We start from the raw sequence: 24335 nt of genomic DNA, 5'->3' as shown, positions 1-24335 counted from the left end.
CTATGTATGGCTTTACATAAAAGAATAGGATGATGTAGATGAGTGCTGATTTTTCTATTAAAGATATTGCCAAGGCTTCTGGAGTTTCTGTTTCGACAGTATCCAGAGTACTTAATGGTAAGGATCGGGTAAGTGAAAATACGCGAAAGCAAGTATTAAAAGTAATAGAGGAATTAAATTACGTTCCCAGTAATGTGGCAGTGTCAATGGTTAAAAAAGAGACAAAAATGATAGCTGTGATTGTTCCAGACATAATTAACCCATTTTATACAGCAGTAATCAAAGGTACAGAGGAGTATGCAAGAAGCCAAGGGTACTTTACTTTGGTTTTTTCAACCAATGATAATAAAGAAGAGGAAGAGGAATTCTTTAAAGGATTTCTAAGTAAAATTGTTGACGGAATTATCATTGTTCCTGCAAGTACTGATATTGATTTTTATGCAAATTTTAAAAAACCGATTGTTTTGGTTGATAGATATATTGAGGGTTCTAAATATGATGGTGTAGTTATTGACAACTTTGACGGTGCTTATCAAGCAACAAAGCACTTTATTGAGAAAGGTCATAAGGACATTGCCATTATCAGTGGACCAACAGAGTTTAATATTGGTAAGGATCGATTCTGGGGATATGAGAGGGCGCTTAAAGAAAATCATCTGAATATGAATCCTAATTACATTAAAAAAGGCGATTGGTTTGAGGATAATGGATATCATTCTACATTGCAATTACTAGATTTAGAAAATCCGCCAACAGCCATATTTGCGAGTAACAATCTAACTTGCGTAGGTTGTATAAAGGCGCTAAATGACCGAAAAGTGGAAGTTGGAAAGGAAATCTCCTTAATTGGATTTGATGATAATGAATTAGCTAACTTTGTAAGTCCTAAGATAACCATTATTAGGAGGCCAACCTCTGAGATGGGAAGTACTGCTACAAGACTATTGTTAGAAAGAAAGGGGATGGAAAAGGCTGAAATCACGCATAGAAAAATAATGTTAGGCACCGAACTCGTTATACGTGGTTCAGTAGAAAGAAGGGCTTTTACAGAAGAACATTAAATAATCAAAATTATTGTATAGGGGGACATATGAAAAACATTTCCGTATTATTTATAGGCGAAACTTGGTTTTATGAAACTACAGAATTCAAAGGATTTGATCATTTTACTGTTGGAGGTTATGAAGAAACAACAAAATGGATAAAGGGTGCATTTGATAATGATGGTTTTGAGTTTCATCATATCGCCTCACATGAAGTACATAATAAGTTTCCGACAACTTTAGAAGATATTAAGAAATATGATCTGATTCTGATAAGTGATGTAGGTGCAAATACATTTTTACTTCATCCAGATACCTTCTATAAATCCTTAGTCACAACAAACAAGTTGAATTTGATTAAAGAATATGTTGAACAGGGGGGGGCGTTTGGAATGATCGGAGGCTATCTTACCTTTCAAGGTATTGATGGTAAAGGTCAATATAAAAATACTGCAATTGAAGAAATACTTCCAGTAACTCTACTTGCAAATGATGACCGGGTAGAATTACCACAAGGATGCCGTTTAACACTGGGGGATGAAAAACATGGTATTTTAAGTGATTTCCCAAATGAGTGGCCAGTAATTTTTGGTTATAACAGATTAATACCTAAGAATCATGCAGAAATTTTAATAGCGAATGGGGATGATCCAATCATTACAATTGGTCAATTTGGTAAGGGAAGAACACTAGCTTTCGCAACAGATTGTGCGCCACATTGGGCTTCACCAGATTTTTGTGAATGGGAATTTTATAATGTTTTATGGAGAAGAATTGCAACCTGGTTGGTAAATCATTAATTGTCTTAGGTTATTGGAAAATTAAAAGAGCTAAGGGGGAAAATTATGAAAAAGCTTGGGGTTCGGTTTCTCTTATTATTAATGGTATTAATGGCAGCGCTTACAGGGTGTAATAGCGAAAAGACGGGTTCAAAGAGTGATGTCTTGAAAATTTGCTTTATTGTGCACGGGAATTTAGGAGATAAGTCATTTATTGATTCTGCACAACATGGTATGGATATGATTAAAGAGAAATATGGGGATAAAGTAAAAGTTAAAACTGTAGAGCTTGGAATGGATCAAACTAAATGGGGACCAGGCTTGCAAGATGCGTCAGACCAGGATTGGGATATCATTGTAGTTGGTACTTGGGCAATGCAAGAATATCTGGAACAAGTTGCTCCAGATCATCCAGAAAAGAAATATATTATATTTGATGGACAACCAGACTTTGAAAAGTACAATTTGAAGAATGTATATGCCATTACGTTTAAGCAAAATGAAGCTGGTTTCATGGCTGGGGCATTGGCAGCAAAAGTTACTACATCAACTATGCCGCTAGTTAATCCTGAAAAGAAAATTGGATTTTTAGGAGGTATTGATAATCCTGTAGTTAATGATTTCTTAGTGGGATATATTGAAGGAGCTCAATATATTGATAAAGATATGAAGGTTGCAATCTCTTATATAGGATCTTTTGTCGATTCCGCAAAGGGAAAAGAGATGGCGTTAGCACAATATAACCAAGGGGTAGATATTGGATTTAATGTTGCTGGCCAAGCGGGGCTAGGACAAATTGATGCAGCAAAAGATGCTAATAAATATTGTATTGGTGTTGACTCAGACCAAGCCTTATTATTCAAGGATTCTGCACCTGATAAGGCGGATTTAATTGTATCATCAGCTTTAAAACGTGTTGATACGTCATTAATTAGAGCTATTGATATGCATATGGATGGAAAACTGTCGTATGGAAAGTTAGAAGTTCTTGGTTTTAATGAAGATTGTATTGGATTAGCTGAAAATGATATTTATAAGAATCTAGTAAGTGAAGAAGTAAGAAATGAACTGAAAGAAATTGAGAAAAAAATCATTAGTGGTGAAATTAAAGTAACATCAGCTTCTGGGATGGATGCGGATCAATTGAACAAGTTGCGTAATTCAGTGAAATTCTAGGATAGAAGGAAGGGGGCATTGATTGATGTACCCTTTCCTTTCTACAAAGGAGTTGTCAAAGTGAACGATCAATTTCTTTCGATGAAGAATATTACCAAAGTATATCCGAATGGAATTGTTGCCAACAGTGGTGTCGACTTCTCAATTAATAAAGGAGAAATACATGCGCTTGTTGGCGAAAACGGTGCTGGGAAGTCTACATTAATGAAGATTCTATTCGGAATGGAAACTGCTCAAGAAGGGGAAATTCTTGTAAAAGGGAAAAGTGTAAAGATTACTTCTTCAAATGTTGCCATTCAAAATGGTATCGGAATGGTGCATCAACATTTTATGCTCGTACCATCGTTAACTGTAGCAGAGAATATTTTATTAGGCATTGAACCGAAACGGGGAATATTTGTTGATAAAGAACAAGCACTTACAATTACAAAAAATCTGGCAGAAAAATATAATTTCAATATTGACCCCAATGCCAAAGTGGAAGGATTATCCGTCGGAATAAAGCAAAAAGTAGAAATCCTGAAGGCTTTAATCAGAGGTGCGGAAATATTAATATTGGACGAACCTACTGCGGTTTTAACTCCTCAGGAGACCGAGGAGCTTTTTAAACAACTTATTCTACTTAAAGAGAATGGCCATTCTATTATCTTTATTTCTCACAAACTACAAGAAATTAAATCGATTTGTGATCGATTAACAATTATGAGAAGTGGAAAAAGTATGGGTGTTTACGCTACAAAAGATGTGACAAAAGAGGAAATATCTAAATTGATGGTGGGCAGAGATGTCATACTAAAAATGCAAAAAAGCAAGAGTAATCCCAAAGAACCCGTATTAAAGGTATCTAACTTATCCTATCTAAACGATGATGGAAAAAAGATTCTTAATAAAATTTCGCTTTATGTAAGAAGAGGTGAAGTATTAGGAATCGCTGGAGTAGAGGGTAATGGGCAGGGAGAGTTAGTAGAGATTATTACTGGTCTTAGAAAAGGGTATAGTGGAAAAGTGCAAATTTTAGGAGAGGATATTAGCCCTCTTACGATTAAATCAATCAGGAATTTGGGGATTTCTCATATACCTGAAGACAGAATGACCTATGGAGTTGCCCAAGATGTTGATATAGAACAAAATTTAATCTCAGATAAATACGATTCGAAAGAGCTAAATGGCAAATTCCTGTTAAAAAGAAGTCGAATAAGGGAACTAACTGACAGATTAATAGAAGAGTATAAAGTGAAATGTAATTCCCCAAACCAAAATGTAAAGATGCTGTCTGGAGGAAACATTCAAAAGGTTGTTGTAGCAAGAGAATTTTCTTCTAATCCCGAATTACTGGTAGCCAATCAACCGACCAGGGGTATTGATGTTGGGGCATCGGAATTTATCAGAAAAAAGATTATTGAATTGAGAGATCAAGAAAAAGCAGTCTTGCTGATTTCTGCGGATTTAAATGAAGTATTAGAATTAAGTGATAGCTTAGCAGTGATGTATAACGGAGAAATTGTAGCTCATTTTAACGATTCTGAGAAGGTAACGGAAGAGGAATTAGGTCTGTTTATGTTAGGACTAAAAAAACAATCAAATGATGAATTAAGGAGGGCTACAAATGAATAAAAGTATATTTTCAAAACATATTACTACTAATTTGTATTTTGAGCTTATACGAACAGTTGTTGCAATTGTAGTCTCTCTAGTTTTTGCAACCATCATTATTTTTATCGTGAGTGATGAACCGCTGACAGCTATTACAACCTTTTTAACTGGTCCACTTCAGTCTGTAAGAAGCGTTGGCTATGTTATTGAAATGACGATCCCGTTAATTTTTACGGGGCTTGCGATTAGTGTTATGTTTCAGGCAAAACAGTTTAATTTAGCGGCCGCTGGTTCCTTCTTTATGGGTGGTGTTATCGCATCGGCCTTAGCTATTAAACTCAATTTGCCCAATTTTATTCATCCGCTAGTTTGTCTAGTCGCAGCCGGTGTTATAGGCGGAATCATCTGTGTCATTCCAGCTATTTTAAAGATTAAGTGGAAAGCAAGCGAATTGGTTTCTTCATTAATGTTCAATTATATTATGTTTTTTGGTGGTCTTTTTATTATCAATCATTACTTTAGGGACCCGAGTACAGGAATCGTTGCCTCCTTTGAATTTAAATCAACTGCCAGATTAATCAATTTGGTTAGCGGGACAAGGATTCATGTTGGATTTCTGATTGCAGTGGGTATGATTGTCTTTTGTTATTACCTACTTTACAGATCCAAATGGGGATATGAGATTAGAATGACAGGTCAGAATCTTAGGTTTTCTGAGTACTCCGGTATAAAGGTTTCGAAGGTAATCCTATATTCACAGATAATTGGTGGTATCATTGCAGGGATTGGCGGAGCATCAGAAATTTTGGGAATCTATAATCGATTTACGTGGACAGATATGCCATCATACGGGTGGGATGCTATCATTGTTGCTATTCTTGCTAGAAACAACCCTATTTTGGTACCGCTTTCGGCCTTCTTCTTAGCTTATTTAAGAATCGGGGCTGACATAATGGGGAGAATGACTGACGTTCAAAGCGAGGTATTTGCAATCATTCAGGGAGTTATGATTCTATTAATCGCGGCAGAAAGCTTCTTGTCCTCTTGGAAACATCGAAGAGTTTATCGAAATGCTACAGATAAGACGATGGGGGAGGTCTGAAATGGAGAAATTAATTGAAATCATATTTTCAGTTGGTTTTGGTTACTCAGTTTTAAGAGTGACCACCCCTATATTATTTGCGGCCCTTGGAGCACTTGTTTCAGGTAAGGCCGGTGTAATTAATATTGGTCTTGAAGGGACCATGCTATCATCTGCACTTATTGGCGTTATTATTAGTGCGATGACGGGAAGTGCTTGGATTGGATTAATTGGTTCTGTAGTGGTTGGTGCTTTTCTTGGAATCCTTTTAGCCTATGTCTCGTTAAATTTAAAAGCGGATATTATTTTAGCCGGGATAGCGTTAAATCTTATGGCGAGTGGGGGTACAATATTCTTCCTTTATGTTGTCGCAAAGGACAAAGGCATTTCTTCATCCCTTGCAAGTAAGGTGCTTCCTGCTATCCAGTTGCCATTGATAAAGAATATCCCTATCTTAGGACCAATAATTTCCGGACATAATGTCCTTACTTACTTTTCCATTCTATTAGTCATTGTGATATTTTTCTTGCTCAACCGAACTCCTCTTGGAATTCAAATTAGGGCCGTTGGAGAAAATCAGAATGCGGCAAGCTCAGTAGGAATCAGCGTGAATAAAATAAAATATATATCGTTAGCTATAAGCGGTGCTTTATGTGGATTTGGTGGAGCATACATGTCTATGGGATATGTCTCATGGTTCTCAAGAGATATGATTGCTGGTAGAGGATACATAGCATTGGCTGCAGAAGCAATGGGAGGGAGTACACCAGTTGGTACTTTTCTAACCTCTTTATTTTTCGGATTTGCAGATGCCTTATCCAATAACCTCCAATCCTTAAGGGTACCATCTGAGTTTATTCAAATGCTCCCATATTTCGCGACTATTGTGGGGCTAGTTATATATTCTTCTAGAAAGTCGAAGAAGATTAGGGAATCAAATAAAAAGGATAAACAAAAGTCACTACTATAATAAAGATAAGGGAGATGGAAAAATTATGGACCGATCACTACTAATAAGAAAAGCATTTGAAGCGATGGAGTTCTCTTATTCCCCATATTCGAATTTTCAAGTGGGGGCCGCACTTCTAACAAAGAGTGGAAAGATTTATACGGGTTGTAATATTGAATCAGTAGCCTTTACACCTACAGTTTGTGGGGAAAGAACTGCTATTTTTAAAGCAGTATCCGAAGGTGAAAGAGAATTCGAAGCATTGGTTGCAGTCGGTGGACCTAAGGATAAGGATTGGGACGAACTTGGTTGGAGTGGACCGTGCGGGGTCTGCAGACAGGTAATTAACGAATTTTGTAAAGGTGATTTAAAAATAATAATTGCAAAATCTGAAGAGGTTTATAAAGAATTTACCCTTGAAGAGTTATTACCCTACGGTTTTGGACCGGAGCATATAGGATAAGAAAAGGGGGAATAGAATTGAGTCAACATATTGGTGCGGAAAAAGGTGATATTGCACAAACGATTCTTTTACCTGGTGACCCTTTAAGAGCAAAATATATTGCAGAAAATTTATTAGAGAATTCCATTTGTTATAATAAAGTGCGAGGGATGTACGGGTTTACAGGTTATTATAAGGGGAAAAAAGTATCTATACAAGGAACTGGTATGGGAATGCCGACAACCTCGATTTATGTAAACGAGTTAATTACTGAATATGGAGTTCAAAACCTAATTAGGATTGGTACATGTGGTTCGATGAAAGAAGAAATAAAGATAAGAGATATTGTTTTGGCTATGAGTGCATCAACAAATTCAAATATAAATAGGATCAGATTTAAGGGGATGGATTATGCCCCTACAGCCAGCTTCCGGTTGCTTAAAAAGGCATATGAAATAACAGAAAAGAAACAACTGAATGTGAAGGTTGGCAACATATTGAGTACAGATATTTTTTACAATGACAATTCAGAAGATTGGAAATTATGGGCGAACTATGGGGTGTTGGTTACGGAAATGGAAACTGCAGAGCTTTATACGCTTGCAGCCAAATATAAGGTTGATGCACTTTCGTTATTGACTGTGAGTGATAGTATTATAACGGAAGAACTTACCTCAGCAGAGGAAAGGGAAAAAACATTTATGGAAATGGTAGAGGTAGCTTTAGAAATTGCTGATTAATAGCAGTACATTTTAAATCGTAAGCATAGAGTAAGGATCAATATCCTTACTTTTCCTTTAGTATTAGGAAAAGAATTTCTTTTGAGTGGTGAACGGAAATGAACTTATACCCTAAAAGTAGAAAAGACCTAATTGAAGCAGCTCTAGGAAAAAGACCAATGGACTTGCTTATAAAGAATGTAAAAATGCTAAATTGCTTCACTGGAGAAGTATATCCAGCAGAAATAGGCATTTATGATGGATTTATTGCCCATATTGAAACAATCTTTGTTGAAAATGATTCTTTAAAAGAGTCAATGGAAGCCAAAGAGGTTTTTGATGGGAAGGGAAATTACCTTGTTCCAGGTTTTATTGATTCTCATGTCCATATTGAAAGTTCAATGTTGAACCCAGTTAATTTTACCAAAACCGTCCTTCCATTAGGAACAACAACTGTTATCACGGATCCACATGAGGTAGCCAATGTTGTGGGCCTAGAAGGTATTAGGTATATGTTAGAAGCTAGTGAGGACCTGCCAATGCGGCAGTATATTCTTGCCCCATCCTGTGTTCCATCTGTTAAGGGTCTAGAATATTCAGGAGCTGAATTTGGAGAAAGGGAAATCTCGGAAGTTTTAAACTGGGATCGAGTAATTGGCTTGGCAGAGGTCATGGATTTTGAAGGTGTAATCCAAAGTGATGAAAGAGTCATGAATATATTGCAAATAGCTGAAAAAAGGAATTTATTTATTCAAGGCCATGCACCATTGCTTAATGGTAGAAGATTATCCGCTTATTTATGTGCTGGGATAGAAAGTGATCATGAAAGTTATTCGGGGCATGAAGCCATGGAAAAAATACGTCAAGGTATGTATGTCGATGCAAGAGAAAGCTCTTTTGTTCAGTCGATAGGTTCACTTGTCTCTACGTTTAAAATGCATGAAAACCTTCCTAATTTAAGCTTCTGTACAGATGACCGTGAACCCAGTGATTTAATTAATGAAGGTCATATCAATTATGTAATGCAAAGGGCAATCGATGAAGGCATGAACCCCATTGAAGTGATAATAAGTGGGACTTACCGGGCAGCCAAAGAAATTGGAATTAAAAATTTGGGAGCAATTGCCCCAGGCTATGTTGCAGACCTGATTCTTTTACCTTCACAAACTGATATTAAACCAATTAGTATCTTTTTTAACGGTAAGCATGTGGCTAATAATGGTAAATTGTTAGTAGATATACCTGCTAAAAAGCTGCATTTTGAAGAAACAAATACTATCAAACTATCCACACCAAACGTAGAGTTTTTCAAAATAAAAGCACCAATCAAAGATGGTTTTATTTCTACAAGAGTAATTACATATGGAAGTGAAGGTTCTCCTATTACAAAATTTAACATTGAAACTCTTCCTGTTAAAAACAACTACCTTGATATTAGTCAAGATACGAACTTAAAGTATGTAGCGGTCATTAACAGACATGGCCGCCCAAATTATACAATTGGTTTAGTAAGGAATTTTGGTATTTCTGAAGGAGCTGTTGGAAGCACAGTTTCCCATGACAGCCATAATCTTACGATTGTCTATTCTAATCCGGGAGAAGCGGTTTTAGTCGCTAAAGAACTGATAAAATGTGGTGGCGGAGTTATATGTGTCAAAAATGATCGAGTGTTAGAGAAAATTGAATTACCTATTTTTGGATTGATGTCAAAATTACCTTGTGATGAATTATCATTAAAGGTTGAAACAATGAATCAGGCATTAAAAGGGATAGGTATACATGAAATGAAACCGTTACTAAAGATTGCAACACTATGTCTGCCTGTAATCCCAACGGCTAGAATAACAGACCTTGGATTAGTTTCTGTTATGGAACAAAAACTAGTTACTCTTTTTTTATAACTATTTTAAGCTTTAAAAAAAAGAAGCACAAACATTTATTAATTAATGGGGTGGAGGCATGTCGAAAGTAACTGTGGTAGGAAGCTATGTGGTTGATTTAATGTGCAAAACACCGAAAATGCCCAAAATAGGGGAAACGGTATTGGGCGGTCCATTCAAAATGGGCCCAGGAGGAAAGGGAGGAAATCAAGGGGTTGCAGTTGCCCGATTAGGCGGGGAGGTAACCATGGTAACAAAAGTTGGAAAGGACGAGTTCGGGGCACTGGCAAGAGAAAACTTTAATAATGAAAAAATAAATACCAATTATATTTTTGAGGATGAAGAGGAGTCAACTGGAGCAGCGCTTATCGCTGTTGATTCATCAAGTGAAAATATGATTATTGTTGCCCTCGGTGCTTGTGGAAACCTTTCAAGGGAAGATGTTGAACAAGCTGAAAAAGAGATTGCGGAGTCAAAAGTAGTATTAGTTCAACTAGAGACCAATATAGAGGCGGTTGAGGCAGCAATTGAAATAGCAAATAAATATTGCGTGCCAGTTATATTGAACCCTGCGCCATATCAACAATTCCCACAAAAATTCCTGCAGAAAATCCAATATATCACTCCAAATGAAACAGAGGGTTCTTTGTTAACGGGAATAGAGATTGTTGATGAGGAGTCAGCGCTTCAAGCTGCATTGAAGTTGAATAAATGGGGTGTGCCCAATGTAATTATCACACTTGGGAAAAAGGGATGTTATCTCTACACAAAAGAATCAGGAGGAGAGTTAATTTCGGGTTTTAGTGTAAATGCACTAGATACAACAGGTGCGGGGGACGCGTTTAATGGCGGTCTTGCATTTTCATTAGCAAATGGATATCCACTAAGAAAGGCGCTCTCTTATGCAAATGCTACTGCTGCATTATCTGTTACTAAATTAGGGACAGCACCGGCAATGCCATATAAAGAAGAAGTTGATATTTTTTTAAGGAACATGGCCTAATTCTCATTAGAATCCTGGGAATCCCGTCAGACCATGGGGACGGTTCTTTTAGGGGACAATCGGGAAGTTTTGCTCCACATTTCGTAGCACTTTATAGACCAAAGGATTATTTATCGAAAGGGAACATTACTCAGTAATCATCGTAAAATTTCCATTTGCTAAGAAGCAGGATAGTTTTTTAAAGTTTTTGTGTACATAATTCAAAATTCAATTAAAAATTTCCTGCTTCTGGTGGCTTTCTGTTCCACCGTAATTTCACAACTCCCTCGTCACAATTCCGGTTCCACCCGATAGAAGAAAACTTAACAAATAGTCACCTCGCTTTTCACAGCCAATCGCCATGGTACCGCTGGCGTCACAAAACACCGCCTCCTTAATATGTAACTATTTCTAAGATAATACTTTTATATTAGCAATTAACTCCACTGGTTAATGAGCCAAATTTACAAATCCAGCTCCTGGTAAATCAAAGTAAAAGGAGTTGGAATTTGGTGAGAATTGTCGAAGAATATTGTAAAAAAATGTAGCTTTTACTGGTAGAATATTAATAGAACCAATTACCCGCTAAAGACATGATTATATTGAACTTTTGGAAATGTGAATAGTATTCGTCATAAAACGTAAACGGTGCAATATAAAAATTAAAAAGGAGATGGTCAATAACATGTGAATACAATCTTTATTGGCAGGTGGGGAAAAATGAGGAAATTAATGGCGGCAATTTTAACCATTATAGTTTTGGCCGGATGCGGAAATGGTACATATGACAAAGCAATGGAACAGGGAAAACTGGCGCTGGCCAACAAGGAGTTTGATAAAGCATTAGCGTCGTTTGAACTACCCTTAAATGAGAAACCTAAAGATAAAGCGGCAAAGCAATCTTATGATAACTTAATAGCATTATTAGCAGTGAAAGAGGACATTGGAAATGAGAAGTGGGAGGCGGCTTTGGAAAGGGCTAATAAACTTCTTGAACAAAGTGGATTGGTAAGCAGCCTTAAGAATGAATTAAACCAATCCATAAAAACAGCGGAGGCAGGAAAAGCACAAATTAAATTAGTCACCGAAAAAGTAGAAAACATTAAAGTTTTAGTTAACGGAGAAAATTTTAGTGAAGCCGAAAGACTCATAACGGAACTTAAACAAGATCAGAAGGTGAAAGAGGTATTTAATCGTTTTTCAGAAGAAGTAAATAAAATGGAAGTCACCGTTAATGAAGAATTGAAGAAGCAAAAGGAAGCTGAAGAGGCAGCCGCTAAAGAAAAGGCCCAAGCAGCAGCAGGTGCCGCGGCCGCTAGTAAAAAGAAACAGTTTATAAAAAAGCTTAATGATATTGAGGAGGGGTTTGCGGAGCTGGATTACTTATATACAAATGGTGTCACATCGGAAATGCTAGAAGCCGAAAATGAAAAAATTACGAGGTGGGATCATGCCTTAAATGAGATTTATGGTTATTTAAAACTTCAACTTCCGGCCAGTGAAATGAACAAATTGAAAGACGAACAACGTCAATGGATAAAAGACCGAGATCGTGCTGCAAATGCTTCAGCAGCTAATTCGGGAGGTGGGTCAATGGCAGAATTAGAATACGTTGGTACAGTTCTACGACTCACAAAAGAGAGATGTTATGAATTGGCAAGTATTTATATTAAGTGATTTGTGATTTAAGCAAAATTGAAAAAGGTAGGGATAAAGAAGTAATTCTCTTTCAACATATACTGGAGGGATCATAGAGTGAATAAAACGGAATACTGGAATTTAATTAAGCAGTCCAAGTCTTACGAAGAAGAACGGGTCGAATGGCTGACAGAAGAACTTAGCAGGCGACCAATTAATGAGATTGTGGATTTTGAGTTTATTTTTCAAAGTTACATGAATGAAAGCTATCAATCCCGTCTATGGGGAGCGGCTTATCTGATCATGGGCGGATGTTCGGATGATTCTTTTGATTATTTTAGAGGATGGCTCATTTCACAAGGGCAGGAAGTATACGAGAAAACACTAAAGAACCCCGAATTCTTAGCTAACTATCTATCTGATGAAAATTTGGGAGAAGAAGGTGTTCCTGAATACGAAGAATTCCTAAGTGTAGGCTTTGATGCCTACACACTCAAAAAGGATGGAGACCCTGCAGAATGGGATGAAAGGTTGCATGACGAGATGCTAGATTTGCTGTCTCAAAAGGGACTGGCAGATAATAATGAAATTGAATTTGATTGGGAAGATGCCGATGATTTAGAAGCGATGTTTCCAGCTCTATGGGAGCGATTTGGAGAAGATCCCTTAGGTTAAGCGGTTCACTATTGGAGGACCCATGCAAATTCCAACAGGGTTAAATTCGGGTGCCTGTCACCCGATATATGCCGAGAATTGTAGAATTAGAGCATTAATTTTGATTATTCCTAATGCAGTTTGATTCATGCGAATATATATTGAAGGTATCTGAAATTCTTAGGGGGATTAAATTGGAGAGAAGTCGAGTTTCTGGATTCATGTTTAGGAGTTTATTTGTTGCGTTGTTTATTATTCTTGCTCCCTATGTTGCTAGTAACCATGCACATGCAGCTGGAGTAGTGGTAAAGGATTTTCAGCTTAGTTCAAAAGAAGCCAAAGTGGGCGATTCCATTAACATCAGCTTAGATTTAGGGATCGAGCCGGAGGCGACTGCTGTTACTGTCAATCTCAGCTTACTTGCGGTTGATGGACCCACCTACGGAAGAGCAGCCTTTTTAAAGTATGATGAGGCAACTAAAAAGTATGTTACTAGTTTAAAAGTAGAGGACTATCATGCAAAAGGGAATTGGAAGGTTAGTGAAATTGGCGTTTTTGTGAATTCAATACAATACAAGTTTAAAAATGCTGAATTGTTCCCAGGTGATGCCGAGGCAACGGATTTACGTGCGGGAAATTTTTATGTGGATCCGACAGGGTATCAGCCACAGTTGGGAGCTGTAAGCATTGATAAGAATCAGGCCACGTTCGGTACGACCGTAAAGATTCTTGCGGCTGGCTTAAATAATCTAGGAACGTATGACTCTACCAAAATAGAAGCTGTTTATCGCACCCCTCAGAATGAGTTACGGACATTTCGATTAAGCGATTCCTCTAACCCACAAGTGGCTTCTATTATGATTGATCATTCTTTTGCGACGGGAACGTGGAAGCTTGATCATATCCTGGTAACAGATCGATACAATTTTAACTATCAATATTTTTATAATAGCGTCTTTTATAAAGATGGAAATACGAGAGATTTTAGTTCCCTTGATTTCACTGTAAAAGCAGCCTCGGGTTGGGTGGACATCAATGGCAAGCGTTATTTTTATGACAAATCTGGTAACCCTGTAACAGGTTGGTTTACTTACAATAAGAAGCGTTATTATTTTGATGAAACCGGTGTCATGATGACCGGGTGGATTTATGTAGATGACAATGAATACTACCTCAATGAAAATGGTGAAATGGTAGTTGGATGGAAATATATCGAGGATGGCTGGTATTATTTTTTACCAACTGGCGTGCTCGTTTATGATTGGCAGTATATTAATAGTAAATGGTATTTCTTCGACGAATATGGAACGATGGTCACTGGGTTTGCGATGATCGATAAGGATTTCTACTATTTTAATCAAAATGGAGCAATGCAAACAGGCTGGCAGCTCATTGAAGGGGATTGGTATTATTTCAAATCGAGCGGGCAGCTTGTAACAGGATGGATTTACTGGAACAAGAATTGGTATTACTTAGACGATGAAGAAGGATATATGGTAACAGGTCCTAATTATATTGGCCGTCAGTTATATATATTTGATAAAAATGGTGTAATGGCTTCCGGTGGATGGAAGTCCATTGGTGGAAAATGGTATTACCTCAATTCGAGTGGTGCAGCAGCAATCGATTGGAAAAAGGTTGGCGGTAAGTGGTATTACTTTGATCGAAATACGGGAAGTATGGCGACTGGCTGGAAATATCTTCCCTCCAATCAATCGCTTTACCCAGCTCCAGCTAGTGTGAAATATTGGTATTATTTTAAAGCTAGCGGCGAAATGGCAACCGGATGGGTGTATCTAAGCGGAAAGTGGTACTACCTCAACAATTGGGGCGGCATGGCAACCGGAATACAAATCATAAGTGGTACAAAGTACTATTTTAAACCAAGTGGCGAAATGGCCTCGAAGGAATGGATTAATTTAGGGCCAAACAATAAATATTGGTACTATTATTTATCATCAGGCAAACAAGCTGTCGGCTGGCAGTTGATTAATGGGAAATGGTATTACTTTGATAAGAACGGTGTTATGCAATAACTTTAATTTATGCTTGGAGAGGTTCTCTGGGCATTTTTTTATTTTCATTAGAGATAGCGCTAAATGGAAAAATAGCCACCCTGCCCCGATATGGGCAGGGCAGTCCACCTCTAATTGCAGCGAAATGACTGATCTATGATCTCGCATTCATCCGGTTGGGCAGTTCCTGTATCGATTGGACCACCGCATCTAGCTTGGATTCAATCCGATAGAGCAGATAGAGGGTCACCACAATTGGGAATCCGACCTGGCTGATGAATGAAATGACTTCTTCCACGAGTATTCGCTCCTTTCTATTTTAAATGGGATGGAAAGAAAAGGCCGGCATCCATACGAAACCGGCCTCTTCCTTATTAAACAAGTTCATAATCAGTTACATTGCGTTCGATGACTTTTGCTCCTTTTACAGTCGCCAACATACCGCCGGCGGTTGTGAAAACTCCAGAAGCAATAATCTGCTCCATTGATTGTTTCACGAGAACTTCATTAATCGGCTCTCTTGGATTATCCACCGAAATGTTTGCCGTCTTGCCAAACTCCGTGCCGAATTGTAATTCCAATGTTTTTGCCATTCCCTTCACCTCCCATCCTTAAGATTTCACCCCAGCTGGACTATTAAGCTAAAATCTCCGTACTGTCATTGCGTTCCACTTGGTTTAGCGTGTCTTTACACAAAACAGAAATTGCCTGTGCAGCTTGAAACAACTGGTCAACCGTTGCTTCTTTTTTCACATTGCTAAACGTTTTAGCTTTGTAAATCCGGTTTCCTTTCTCGTCCATCCCCGCTTCAAACACCAAGCGAAGCTTCGTTCCTAGTAATAATGCGTGTGCCATTGTTACCACCTCCTTTCACTTTCTATTTATGGTTTTTAAGGTAAAAAGGACAGGGGGCGGGAGAATAATTTTGCTAGAAGGGGTGCCTGTCACCACCCGTTATATGTCGAGATTTGTAGAATCAACGGACTTTTGGCTGCGGTTGTGAGTGGCTCGACACTGCAAATGATAAATAGCCGGGAAGGGTATAAGACCGCCCGTCAGTTAGAAGGTACTCAACATTTTCTTCCATAATTGGAGGTTAAAAACGGTCGTTGAAGTTGGATGAATGGGTTATTAACCGACAAAATTCGAGTCGTGCCTGGCAAAGTTTGATACAATTAAGTCATAGTAGCATTTGCTGGAAGGATTGATTTGAATGTTATCGTTAACGAAACGCCAAAAAGATATTCTACAGTTTCTAACAGACTCCTCGGAACCGATAACGGCTGAATGGATGGCGAAAGAAATAGGTATTAGTGACAGAACCGTCCGTAACGAGATAAAACAGTTGCAGCATGACAGCAGTATGCTGGGGATTCAGATAGAATCCATACGTGGAAAAGGCTACCAAATGAAAGTGCTTAACTCCGAATTTCTTTCAAATAAATCCTCTTTATTGTTTGAAGAGAATAACCAGTCTGCCACTTTCATGGAACAGGAAGACAGGGTTCGATATCTATTAAAACGATTGCTGCTGGCTCCGGATTTTATTAGATTTGAAACGTTAGAGGAAGAAACGTTTGTTTCCAGATCAACGCTGCAGCAAGACCTGAAACTAGTCCGGCAAATGATAAAAAAATATAAATTGAAAATCACGAACCGCCCACACTACGGAACAAAGGTAGAAGGGGACGAGTACAAGAAAAGATCCTGTTTATCCAATTTGATTTTAAGAAAAAATGGGGATATTTCCTTGAAAGGTAGCCCCTTACAACTAGTAGAAGGCGAACTTTTTGAAAAAGTAAAAGAGGTTCTGATAAAAAAGGTGAATGATCATCCTATTAACATTTCGGATGTGGAACTGGAAAACTTGACCATTCACATTGTGATTGCATGTAAAAGAATACAAGAAGGCTTTATTATCGATCCATTAGGTGTTCAATTTGGAAATGAACATACTTTTGAAAAAATGGTTTCAATGGAAGTGATCAAAGAAGTCGAGGCCATTACCGGGTTATCTTTTCCGAAATCGGAAATCGATTATATTATGGTCCATTTACTAGGGACAAAATTATTAACCAAAGAGGAAGTAATCAACTTTGGCGAATTTGATGAAGTAAATACTCTTGTGAATTGCATGATTGAAACATTAAGGGTGGAGTTTAATTGGGACTTCCACAACGATTTAGAATTTATAAAAGGAATCACCTTACACCTCCGGCCAGCGATGAATCGATTAAGATACGGTTTAAATATGCGAAATCCGTTATTAAGCCAAACGAAGACAAAATTTCCAAGCGCATTTGAAGGCGCTGTTGTGGCTAGTAAATGTATAGAGGATTACTTAAAGAAAGAAGCCGGTGAAAACGAAATCGCCTACATTGCTTTGCATATTGGAGCGGCCCTTGAACGAATGAAGGAAAAACAAAAACAAGCAAAAAGGGTTTTACTTGTGTGTGCAACCGGTATGGGAAGTGCACAACTTCTGTTCTATCACTTGCAAAATGTATTTAAAAGTGACATCGAAATTGTAGATACCATCAGTTATTATAATCTAACCACCTATAACTTATCGGGGATTGATTTTATTATTAGCACCATTCCAATAAAGGAAAACTTAGGTATCCCGGTTCTTGTGGTCCATACATTTTTAGAAGAGGAAGATATAACAACTATCAAGAAAAAATTAGCTTCCTCTAAAAGTGATCAACAGGCATATTTACATCCATCACGAATTTTTATTCATCAAGAATTGGATACAAAGGAAGATACGATTCGATTCTTGTGTCATGAATTATCTAAACAAGATCTTGTTTCAACGGATTATGTAGAGCTGGTATTAGAGCGGGAAAACCTGGCATCTACTTGTTTTGGCAATTTAGTTGCAATCCCGCATCCCATTAAACCCGTAACAAATGAAACATTTTGGACGGTATGTACGTTAAAATCACCGATCCAATGGGATGAACAAAAAATGGTTCAATTTGTTTGTTTATTAAATATTAAAGAAGGCGATACCGGTAATTTAAATCAAATGTATCAGCAATTAATTCAAATTATTGAACATAAATCCATTGTTCAGAAATTAATTAAAAGCAGTTCCAAAGAGGAAATCATCAAAACAATGTATGAACAAATTGGTGACCTGAGCTGATTGCTTACACAAGCAATTGGCTTTTTTTAAATTGCCCCCTATTCTTTATTCAAGGCTGTGTTAAAAGTGAATGTTGATTTCCGTTCCAGGCGCTTCGCTTTCCGCGGGGCGGGCGGTGAGCCTCCTCGGCGCTAAAGCGCCTGCGGGGTCTCACCTGTCCCGCTGCTCCCGCAGGAGTCTCGCGCCTTCCACTCCAATCAACATTGTTCTATAACACAGCCTTATTCAAAGGTTATCCATTTAAGGAATTCCATTCAATAAGTACTTCTTTCCGTTACCCAAAGGAAATATTTCAACTTAAAAATAAAGCGGTTTCATCTTATACTTACAGTGTAAAGTAATTGAATGATAAAAGGTGAAGGGGAAATGAAAAATGAGCACGAAGAAAATTCTACTTGTCTGTTCTGCAGGAATGAGTACAAGTTTATTAATGACTAAAATGCAAAAATCAGCACAGGAAAAAGAGATCGATGCCGAAGTTACCGCGCTGTCTTCTAACGAAGCGACCAAGTCATTAGCAAAGGAAAAAGCAGATGTTATCTTGATTGGTCCGCAAGTCCGTTTCATGAAAAATAAATTTGAAAAATTAGTGGCTGATTCCCATATTCCGGTCGCAGTCATTGATATGAAAGACTACGGTAAAATGGATGGCGAAAAAGTGTTAAACACTGCATTAGAATTGATTAAAAACAATGGAAATTAATTGTTAGGGCCATCTAACAAGCTAAAAAGGAAGGGATACATCCAGTGGAAGAGCAAAAAAATTTAGAAGTTGTCATGGGGTTAATTATGCATAGCGGGAATGCCAAAAGTTTTGGAATGGAGGCCGTCCAGGCTGCTAAAGAAGGGAATTTCGAAAAGGCTGACCAACTACTTGAAGAAGCAAATGAGGAATTAGTAAACGCACACCATGCCCAGACTGGTTTGTTATCTCAAGAAGCTTCCGGGGAAAAATTCGAGGTTACGCTATTAATGGTTCATGCACAAGACCATTTAATGAATGCGATTACATTTTTGGATTTGGTGAAGGAACTAATTGATGTCCATAAAAAAGTGAATGTACGTGATTAATATGGATATCCAAACCGATTTGGATGAACGTGTTACTTTTTCAAAAGTCTATTGAATAGTCAGGAGGCAAAAAACATGAAACGTATTGGTGTATCGATTTATCCGGCAAAGAGCAGCTTTGAACGTGACAAGGAATATCTGGACCTTGCCAGAAAGTATGGATATACAAGAATTTTTACTAGTTTGCTTGAAATTGAAGGCGAACAAGATGAAGTGGTAACTAAGTTTAAAAACATAATAGAATATGGCAATTCTATTGGTATGGAAACGATCTTGGATATTAACCCCCAATTATTTGAGCAGTTACATGTCAGTTATAACGATCTTGCCTTTTTTAAAGAATTAGGTGCGACAGGAATTCGTCTGGATCTGGGTTTTACCGGAGCAGAGGAAGCGAAAATGACAAAAAATCCATATGGTTTAATCATTGAAGTCAATATGAGCAGCGGCACTAGATATATCGATACGATTATGAGCTACCAGCCTAATCTTGATTATTTATATGCTTCACATAACTTTTATCCTCAAAAGTATTCTGGGATTTCCCAGCGCCATTTTGAACAAACGACAAGTATGTTCAATCAACATCATATCCATACGGGGGCATTTGTCACCTCTCAAGAGGGCGATCTGGGACCTTGGCCGGTTCAGACAGGATTATCTACGCTGGAACAACATAGAAATTTATCTATTCATACTCAAGTTACCCATTATCGATTAATGGGAACGATTGATGATTTATTAATTGGAAACGCGTATGCTTCGGAAGAAGAATTAAGGGCGATGTCAGAGGCGTATTTAAATACCCACCCGACATTTGAAATTGAATTTTCAGCCCATGTTTCAGAGTTAGAAAGGAAGATGATTCTCGATGAGGTTCACCAGTATCGAGGCGACCGATCTGAATACATGATTCGATCCTCTGGCACACGTGTTAAATATACGAATGAGGATATTCCGGCCGATCATACCCTCCCTATCAAAAAAGGCGATATTTTGATTTGTAACAATCGTTTTGGCCAATATAAGGGAGAAACTCAAATCGCGTTAAAAGATATGGAAAATGACGGAGATAGGAATGTCATTGGCCATCTTACAGAAGAATCAATCTTTCTATTAGACTACCTAAACCCTTGGTCCAGCTTTATGTTTACGCTGTCATAAAGATTTTTTTTAGATAAAAACTTAATAAAGGAGTGAGTAAGTTGTTAGAAAAAGTAGAAGCAATTGCCGGGAGAATTGGTAACCAAAGACATCTTCGGTCATTACGGGATGGAATTTTATTAAGTATGCCGCTTATTATTATCGGATCCATCTTTCTTATATTAGGAAACCTGCCGATCAGTGGATACACGGATTGGCTGGCTGACATCGGTTTAGCGCCTATTTTTAGCAAAATCGTGAATGGCTCTTTTGGACTGATGGCGCTTGTTGCTGTATTTGGAATGGCCCATAGTTTAGCTGAGCATTATGAAGTGGATGGCGTTGCCGCTGGAGTTATTGCCTTATCCAGTTTTGTCATCGTGACGCCAGACCTCATTTCGAAAGCGGGTTCCGGAATTTCCTATACCTACCTCGGCAGCGGCGGCTTGTTTGTAGCCATCGTAGTAGGTTTGATCTCTGCAGAAATCTTTAGATTCTTCGTCCAGAAAAATTTTACCGTAAAAATGCCGGAGGGCGTACCGGTAGCAGTAGAGAAATCATTTGCTGCATTATTACCAGGATTAATGGTGATCTTGTTTTGGGGTCTCGTTTATTTATTCTTAGGACTAGCAGGTATTGATAACATTCATACGCTATTAACAAACACGCTAGGGAAACCACTTAGTGTTCTTGGTGGAAGTTTATGGGGCACATTGGTGATCATCGCACTAAATTCAATCTTTTGGTTTGTTGGGATTCACGGTGCAAACACCATCAACCCGGTGATTCAACCGATTTGGTTACAAAATACGGATGCCAATCGACTGGCCTTTCAAGCCGGAAAGGAATTGCCGCATATTGTTACAAATGAATTTATGTTTAACTTCGTTTGGATCGGCGGCGGCGGGGCCACCATTGGACTGGTTATTTGCCTTTGGTTATTTTCAAAAAGTAAAAACAATAAAGCAATGGGAAAACTCACCGTTGCACCAGGACTATTCAATATTAATGAACCAGCGTTATTTGGACTGCCAATTGTCTTAAATTTCAAATTGCTCGTTCCATTTATTCTGGCTCCAATGGCTGCTGCGCTGATTACCTACTTTAGCATGGCTGCAGGTTTAGTAGCAAAACCAATCGGCATTGTCGTGCCATGGACCATGCCTCCAATCATTAGCGGGTATCTGGCAACAGGAGGTAAAATCAGCGGTGCCGTTATTCAAATCATTACTCTTGCCGTAACAATAGCCATTTACTACCCATTTGTAAAACTCTCTGATAAATCTCAGCTAAAAGAAGAAGCACAAGAGGAGTCAGCTGAACTATCAAAAACGGTTTAAAGGTCAATGGAATGTGCTGCGTAGGTTTTCTTGTTTCGAAGTATAATAAGGCTGTTTCCGTAAAGAATGTTGTTATTAACCCTCATTCTGCTTCCAAAAATCATTGGAATAGTGTAAAATTACACCTTATTAATAAGTAGAACAGATATATTAGCGAATTTTCAATTTTATAGCGAATCAATAAAAGCATCAACCACCCTATTTTTTTGCGTAGGGTGATTTTTCTTTTCTCTAGTACGTTTTTCCGAAAGAAAAGGCGCTTGGCTCCAAGCGTTTTTCAACTATTTATTATTATTTTGCTTTTATTCTCGCTCAATTGTGTTTTAATTTATCTTTTTCTACACGAATTAGAAATCCGTCATTACCCTTTGAACAGCCACTTATAAAGAATTCCACTTCGCCTTGTTCGTTTTCCTTCTTAGTTATTTCTGTACAAACATCTTTTTTTATTCCTTTATCTTTTCCACCAAACTCATCCTTTGAATTATCATACGTATATTGAATATCCTTTCCATCAAATTGCAAGTCTTGGAATATAGGGTCTCCTTCGTCTGTATAACCTGTAACTCGTATAGTGTCTTCTTTTTTGTTGGATAGGTTAAGTAAGAACTGTTCAAACCTCTCTAAATTAGCGGCTTCCCGCTGATAAACAATGTCGCCTCTTTTAATAGCTTCCTCAGAACTATACGATGCTCCGCTGCTTGAACAACCAATAGTGCTAATTACAATTGAAAGAAACATCATTGCCAATAGAAATCTCTTCACTTTTTCCCCTCCAAACGGATTATCAATATAAGTTCATTTCCATACCTTTTTAGATATATTATTAATCTAATTTTAGCATAAAATTTCCATTTTCATTTCCTTTTCAAAAAAATTAGTCCGCTGAATATCAAGCGAACTATCTTAAATAAATTATATTTTTCAAAAATTAATATGCTATAATTTTACTAAACAGGAAATATAAGATACTTATTTCTATTAGATGAGAATTTTAATGAAAGGCCAGGGGGACGGTGCTGGGGCAATAGCTATCAAAGGAGGGGCAGTATGAAGCAGCTTTATATAAAGCAGAAGGTATTCAGTCTGATTGAGAAATTTACTGTGAAGGACCAACAGGAGAAGGACGTTTATTATGTTGTGGGCAGTTTCATGAAAGTTCCAAAGACTTTCTCCATTACGAACACAGAAAGAGAGGAAGTTGCGCTTATTACGAAAAAAGTTTTCAGCTTTTTACCGAAGTTTTTTGTTGAGGTACATGGTCGAGAGGTGTTGACAATAAAGAAGGAGTTTTCTTTCTTTAAAGCACGCTATACGATAGATGCAGCCGGAATTGAAGTACAAGGTAATTGGTGGGACATGAATTTTCAGGTATTGCAGTATGGCGAGGTCGTCGGTAACGTGAGCAAGGAGTGGTTCACATGGGGAGATAGCTACAAGGTTCAAATATTGAATGAAGCGATGGAAACCGTCATTATTGCACTGGTAATCGCAATTGATTGTGTAAAAGCTGACCATGCAGCTGCTTCCTCGGCAGGAGCAACTTAACGTGAATTACGATGTCTGTCACGCCCCGAATGAATTTAAGACCAGTCCCCTGCTCATTAGATAAATAATAATATTTAAAGGAATAATTCATTCTGATAAATAATATTAAAAAAGAGTAAGTTAATTGCTTTTACAATACCCATAAGGGAGGAAAGGAATTTATGGTCAAAAAACTGATCGTCGGCGACGCATCGCATGAACTGGCCACTACGCGCCGCATTCTGGAACGATTGCCCGATGAGCATATGTCGTGGAAGCCGCACGAGAAATCGATGACGCTCGGCGGGCTGGCCACGCACCTGATCAACCTGCTAAACTGGCAAGTCGCGATTTTTAAGTACCCGGAATTCGATCTTTCGTCCGTGCCGCTGATGCGCGAGCCTTTGGAAAAACGCGCTGACGTTCTGGAGGAGTTCGATGTAAACGTCGGCAAGTTGGAAAAGCTGCTCACCGAATGCGAAGAGAAAGCGCTCGGCGAGGAATGGACTCTGCGCCACGGCGACCATATCATCCTTCGAGAGCCGCGGGCGATCGCGCTCCGCACCTTCGGATTAAGCCACATGGTTCATCACCGGGCGCAGCTCGGGGTTTATTTGCGGCTTCTAGATATTCCGGTGCCGGGCATCTACGGCCCCTCGGCCGACGAGGAAGCCCAATGAATTAAAGTTTCTCGTCCAATACTCGCCAAAAAGTCGTAGGTCACGGGCATGAACGCCGTTACTCTACTACAAGGGACAAGAATGATTATACTCCTTGATCACTAACATTTGAGGATTTTTAATTGAATAATACCAGTTAATATCAGCTTTTTGTTTATTCAAGAAAAGGGCGCTATCCTGCAACAAGGAAAAGCGCTCTTTTTTCATTTTTGGCCAGATTGTGGTGCAACACAGTTATGGTATTATGCTAAAATTAGGAAGATATTGTGAAGAAATGTACTTAAAGTAACGGGGCAGGTGTGCGGCCGAGCCTAGGTCGTATCATATAACGGGTGGGATTCCCGTCGAGTAAGAACTAGCCATTCGCTCGTAGCGAGTCTTGGAGGGCTAAAGGTAACTTTAGTCTTTAAGCGTAGACAGTTAGGTGGCGGGCCGAAAGCCAAATGGTTGAAGGGATTGAGCTCCATAATGT

Annotated in this window: 24 protein-coding genes; 20 read left to right on the top strand and 4 right to left on the bottom strand. The window is 38.3% G+C overall.

The annotated features are described in order from the left end of the window. Positions 1-38: 38 nt before the first annotated feature. The 13 genes from ACIQCO_RS25355 (at position 39) to ACIQCO_RS25295 (ending at position 14972) form a co-directional block, all read left to right on the top strand. A complete protein-coding gene (locus tag ACIQCO_RS25355; protein WP_400434543.1) occupies positions 39-1061 on the top strand; it encodes a LacI family DNA-binding transcriptional regulator in 1023 nt (340 codons plus the stop codon). A gap of 29 nt (positions 1062-1090) precedes the next feature. Then, positions 1091-1843, top strand: a complete 753-nt coding sequence (locus ACIQCO_RS25350) for a glutamine amidotransferase (protein ID WP_400434541.1) — start codon at positions 1091-1093, stop codon at positions 1841-1843. Between the two features lie 45 nt (positions 1844-1888). Next, positions 1889-2998: a BMP family ABC transporter substrate-binding protein gene (locus ACIQCO_RS25345; RefSeq protein WP_400434539.1), complete on the top strand. Its 1110-nt coding sequence runs from the start codon at positions 1889-1891 to the stop codon at positions 2996-2998. Between the two features lie 60 nt (positions 2999-3058). Next, positions 3059-4612 (top strand): ABC transporter ATP-binding protein, encoded by a 1554-nt coding sequence (locus tag ACIQCO_RS25340; protein WP_400434537.1) that lies wholly within the window; start codon positions 3059-3061, stop codon positions 4610-4612. Then, on the top strand, positions 4605-5693 hold the full coding sequence (locus ACIQCO_RS25335) for an ABC transporter permease (RefSeq protein ID WP_400434535.1): 1089 nt from the start codon (positions 4605-4607) through the stop codon (positions 5691-5693). Before ACIQCO_RS25340 ends, ACIQCO_RS25335 begins: the two co-directional genes overlap by 8 nt. Position 5694: 1 nt before the next feature. Continuing rightward, the gene (locus tag ACIQCO_RS25330; protein ID WP_400434533.1) at positions 5695-6642 is read left to right on the top strand and encodes an ABC transporter permease; all 948 of its coding nucleotides are present in this window, start codon (positions 5695-5697) and stop codon (positions 6640-6642) included. Positions 6643-6667: 25 nt separating this feature from the next. After that, positions 6668-7084 (top strand): cytidine deaminase, encoded by a 417-nt coding sequence (gene cdd / locus ACIQCO_RS25325; protein WP_483874177.1) that lies wholly within the window; start codon positions 6668-6670, stop codon positions 7082-7084. A gap of 17 nt (positions 7085-7101) precedes the next feature. Further along, positions 7102-7803: a purine-nucleoside phosphorylase gene (gene deoD / locus ACIQCO_RS25320; protein ID WP_400434531.1), complete on the top strand. Its 702-nt coding sequence runs from the start codon at positions 7102-7104 to the stop codon at positions 7801-7803. Positions 7804-7901: 98 nt separating this feature from the next. Next, positions 7902-9683 carry an adenine deaminase gene (ade, locus tag ACIQCO_RS25315; protein ID WP_400434529.1) on the top strand — a complete coding sequence of 594 codons (1782 nt, stop codon included), beginning with the start codon at positions 7902-7904 and terminating at the stop codon, positions 9681-9683. A 58-nt stretch (positions 9684-9741) separates the two neighbouring features. Then, complete coding sequence (gene rbsK / locus ACIQCO_RS25310) at positions 9742-10665, top strand: ribokinase (protein ID WP_400434527.1); 924 nt, start codon at positions 9742-9744, stop codon at positions 10663-10665. Positions 10666-11364: 699 nt separating this feature from the next. Then, positions 11365-12321, top strand: coding sequence for a lysozyme inhibitor LprI family protein (locus tag ACIQCO_RS25305; protein WP_400434525.1), 957 nt, complete (start codon positions 11365-11367; stop codon positions 12319-12321). A 78-nt stretch (positions 12322-12399) separates the two neighbouring features. Beyond that, positions 12400-12957, top strand: a complete 558-nt coding sequence (locus tag ACIQCO_RS25300; RefSeq protein ID WP_400434523.1) for a DUF4240 domain-containing protein — start codon at positions 12400-12402, stop codon at positions 12955-12957. A gap of 173 nt (positions 12958-13130) precedes the next feature. Then, entirely contained in the window at positions 13131-14972 is a 1842-nt protein-coding gene (locus ACIQCO_RS25295; RefSeq protein WP_400434521.1) for a cell wall-binding repeat-containing protein, read from the top strand. A 133-nt stretch (positions 14973-15105) separates the two neighbouring features. Here the strand turns inward: ACIQCO_RS25295 and ACIQCO_RS25290 are convergent, their stop codons facing one another. The 3 genes from ACIQCO_RS25290 to ACIQCO_RS25280 all read right to left on the bottom strand — a co-directional run bounded on the left by ACIQCO_RS25290 (position 15106) and on the right by ACIQCO_RS25280 (position 15806). Beyond that, positions 15106-15249, bottom strand: coding sequence for a YvrJ family protein (locus tag ACIQCO_RS25290; protein WP_066093399.1), 144 nt, complete (start codon positions 15247-15249; stop codon positions 15106-15108). A gap of 76 nt (positions 15250-15325) precedes the next feature. After that, positions 15326-15544 carry a DUF2922 domain-containing protein gene (locus ACIQCO_RS25285; RefSeq protein ID WP_400434519.1) on the bottom strand — a complete coding sequence of 73 codons (219 nt, stop codon included), beginning with the start codon at positions 15542-15544 and terminating at the stop codon, positions 15326-15328. Positions 15545-15587: 43 nt separating this feature from the next. Continuing rightward, positions 15588-15806 carry a DUF1659 domain-containing protein gene (locus ACIQCO_RS25280; protein ID WP_400434517.1) on the bottom strand — a complete coding sequence of 73 codons (219 nt, stop codon included), beginning with the start codon at positions 15804-15806 and terminating at the stop codon, positions 15588-15590. Between the two features lie 358 nt (positions 15807-16164). Here ACIQCO_RS25280 and ACIQCO_RS25275 point away from each other — a divergent pair, with 358 nt between their 5' ends. The 5 genes from ACIQCO_RS25275 (at position 16165) to celB (ending at position 21656) form a co-directional block, all read left to right on the top strand. Next, on the top strand, positions 16165-18102 hold the full coding sequence (locus ACIQCO_RS25275) for a BglG family transcription antiterminator (protein WP_400434515.1): 1938 nt from the start codon (positions 16165-16167) through the stop codon (positions 18100-18102). A 373-nt stretch (positions 18103-18475) separates the two neighbouring features. After that, positions 18476-18805: a PTS sugar transporter subunit IIB gene (locus ACIQCO_RS25270; RefSeq protein ID WP_400434513.1), complete on the top strand. Its 330-nt coding sequence runs from the start codon at positions 18476-18478 to the stop codon at positions 18803-18805. Positions 18806-18849: 44 nt separating this feature from the next. Continuing rightward, the gene (locus ACIQCO_RS25265; RefSeq protein ID WP_400434511.1) at positions 18850-19173 is read left to right on the top strand and encodes a PTS sugar transporter subunit IIA; all 324 of its coding nucleotides are present in this window, start codon (positions 18850-18852) and stop codon (positions 19171-19173) included. A 75-nt stretch (positions 19174-19248) separates the two neighbouring features. Then, positions 19249-20337 (top strand): DUF871 domain-containing protein, encoded by a 1089-nt coding sequence (locus tag ACIQCO_RS25260; RefSeq protein WP_400434509.1) that lies wholly within the window; start codon positions 19249-19251, stop codon positions 20335-20337. A 41-nt stretch (positions 20338-20378) separates the two neighbouring features. Then, positions 20379-21656 carry a PTS cellobiose transporter subunit IIC gene (celB, locus tag ACIQCO_RS25255; RefSeq protein ID WP_400434507.1) on the top strand — a complete coding sequence of 426 codons (1278 nt, stop codon included), beginning with the start codon at positions 20379-20381 and terminating at the stop codon, positions 21654-21656. Positions 21657-21968: 312 nt separating this feature from the next. Here celB and ACIQCO_RS25250 read toward each other — a convergent pair whose 3' ends face one another. Next, complete coding sequence (locus ACIQCO_RS25250; protein WP_400434505.1) at positions 21969-22421, bottom strand: DUF4362 domain-containing protein; 453 nt, start codon at positions 22419-22421, stop codon at positions 21969-21971. A gap of 285 nt (positions 22422-22706) precedes the next feature. Here ACIQCO_RS25250 and ACIQCO_RS25245 point away from each other — a divergent pair, with 285 nt between their 5' ends. Both ACIQCO_RS25245 and ACIQCO_RS25240 read left to right on the top strand, forming a co-directional pair. Beyond that, positions 22707-23204: an LURP-one-related/scramblase family protein gene (locus ACIQCO_RS25245; protein WP_400434503.1), complete on the top strand. Its 498-nt coding sequence runs from the start codon at positions 22707-22709 to the stop codon at positions 23202-23204. A gap of 161 nt (positions 23205-23365) precedes the next feature. Next, positions 23366-23863, top strand: coding sequence for a DinB family protein (locus ACIQCO_RS25240; protein ID WP_400434501.1), 498 nt, complete (start codon positions 23366-23368; stop codon positions 23861-23863). Positions 23864-24335 lie beyond the last annotated feature (472 nt).

The sequence above is a fragment of the Neobacillus sp. NPDC093127 genome, from assembly GCF_044754175.1.
GTDB lineage: Bacteria > Bacillota > Bacilli > Bacillales > Cytobacillaceae > Neobacillus.
This window is presented reverse-complemented; position numbering and strand designations above follow the sequence as displayed.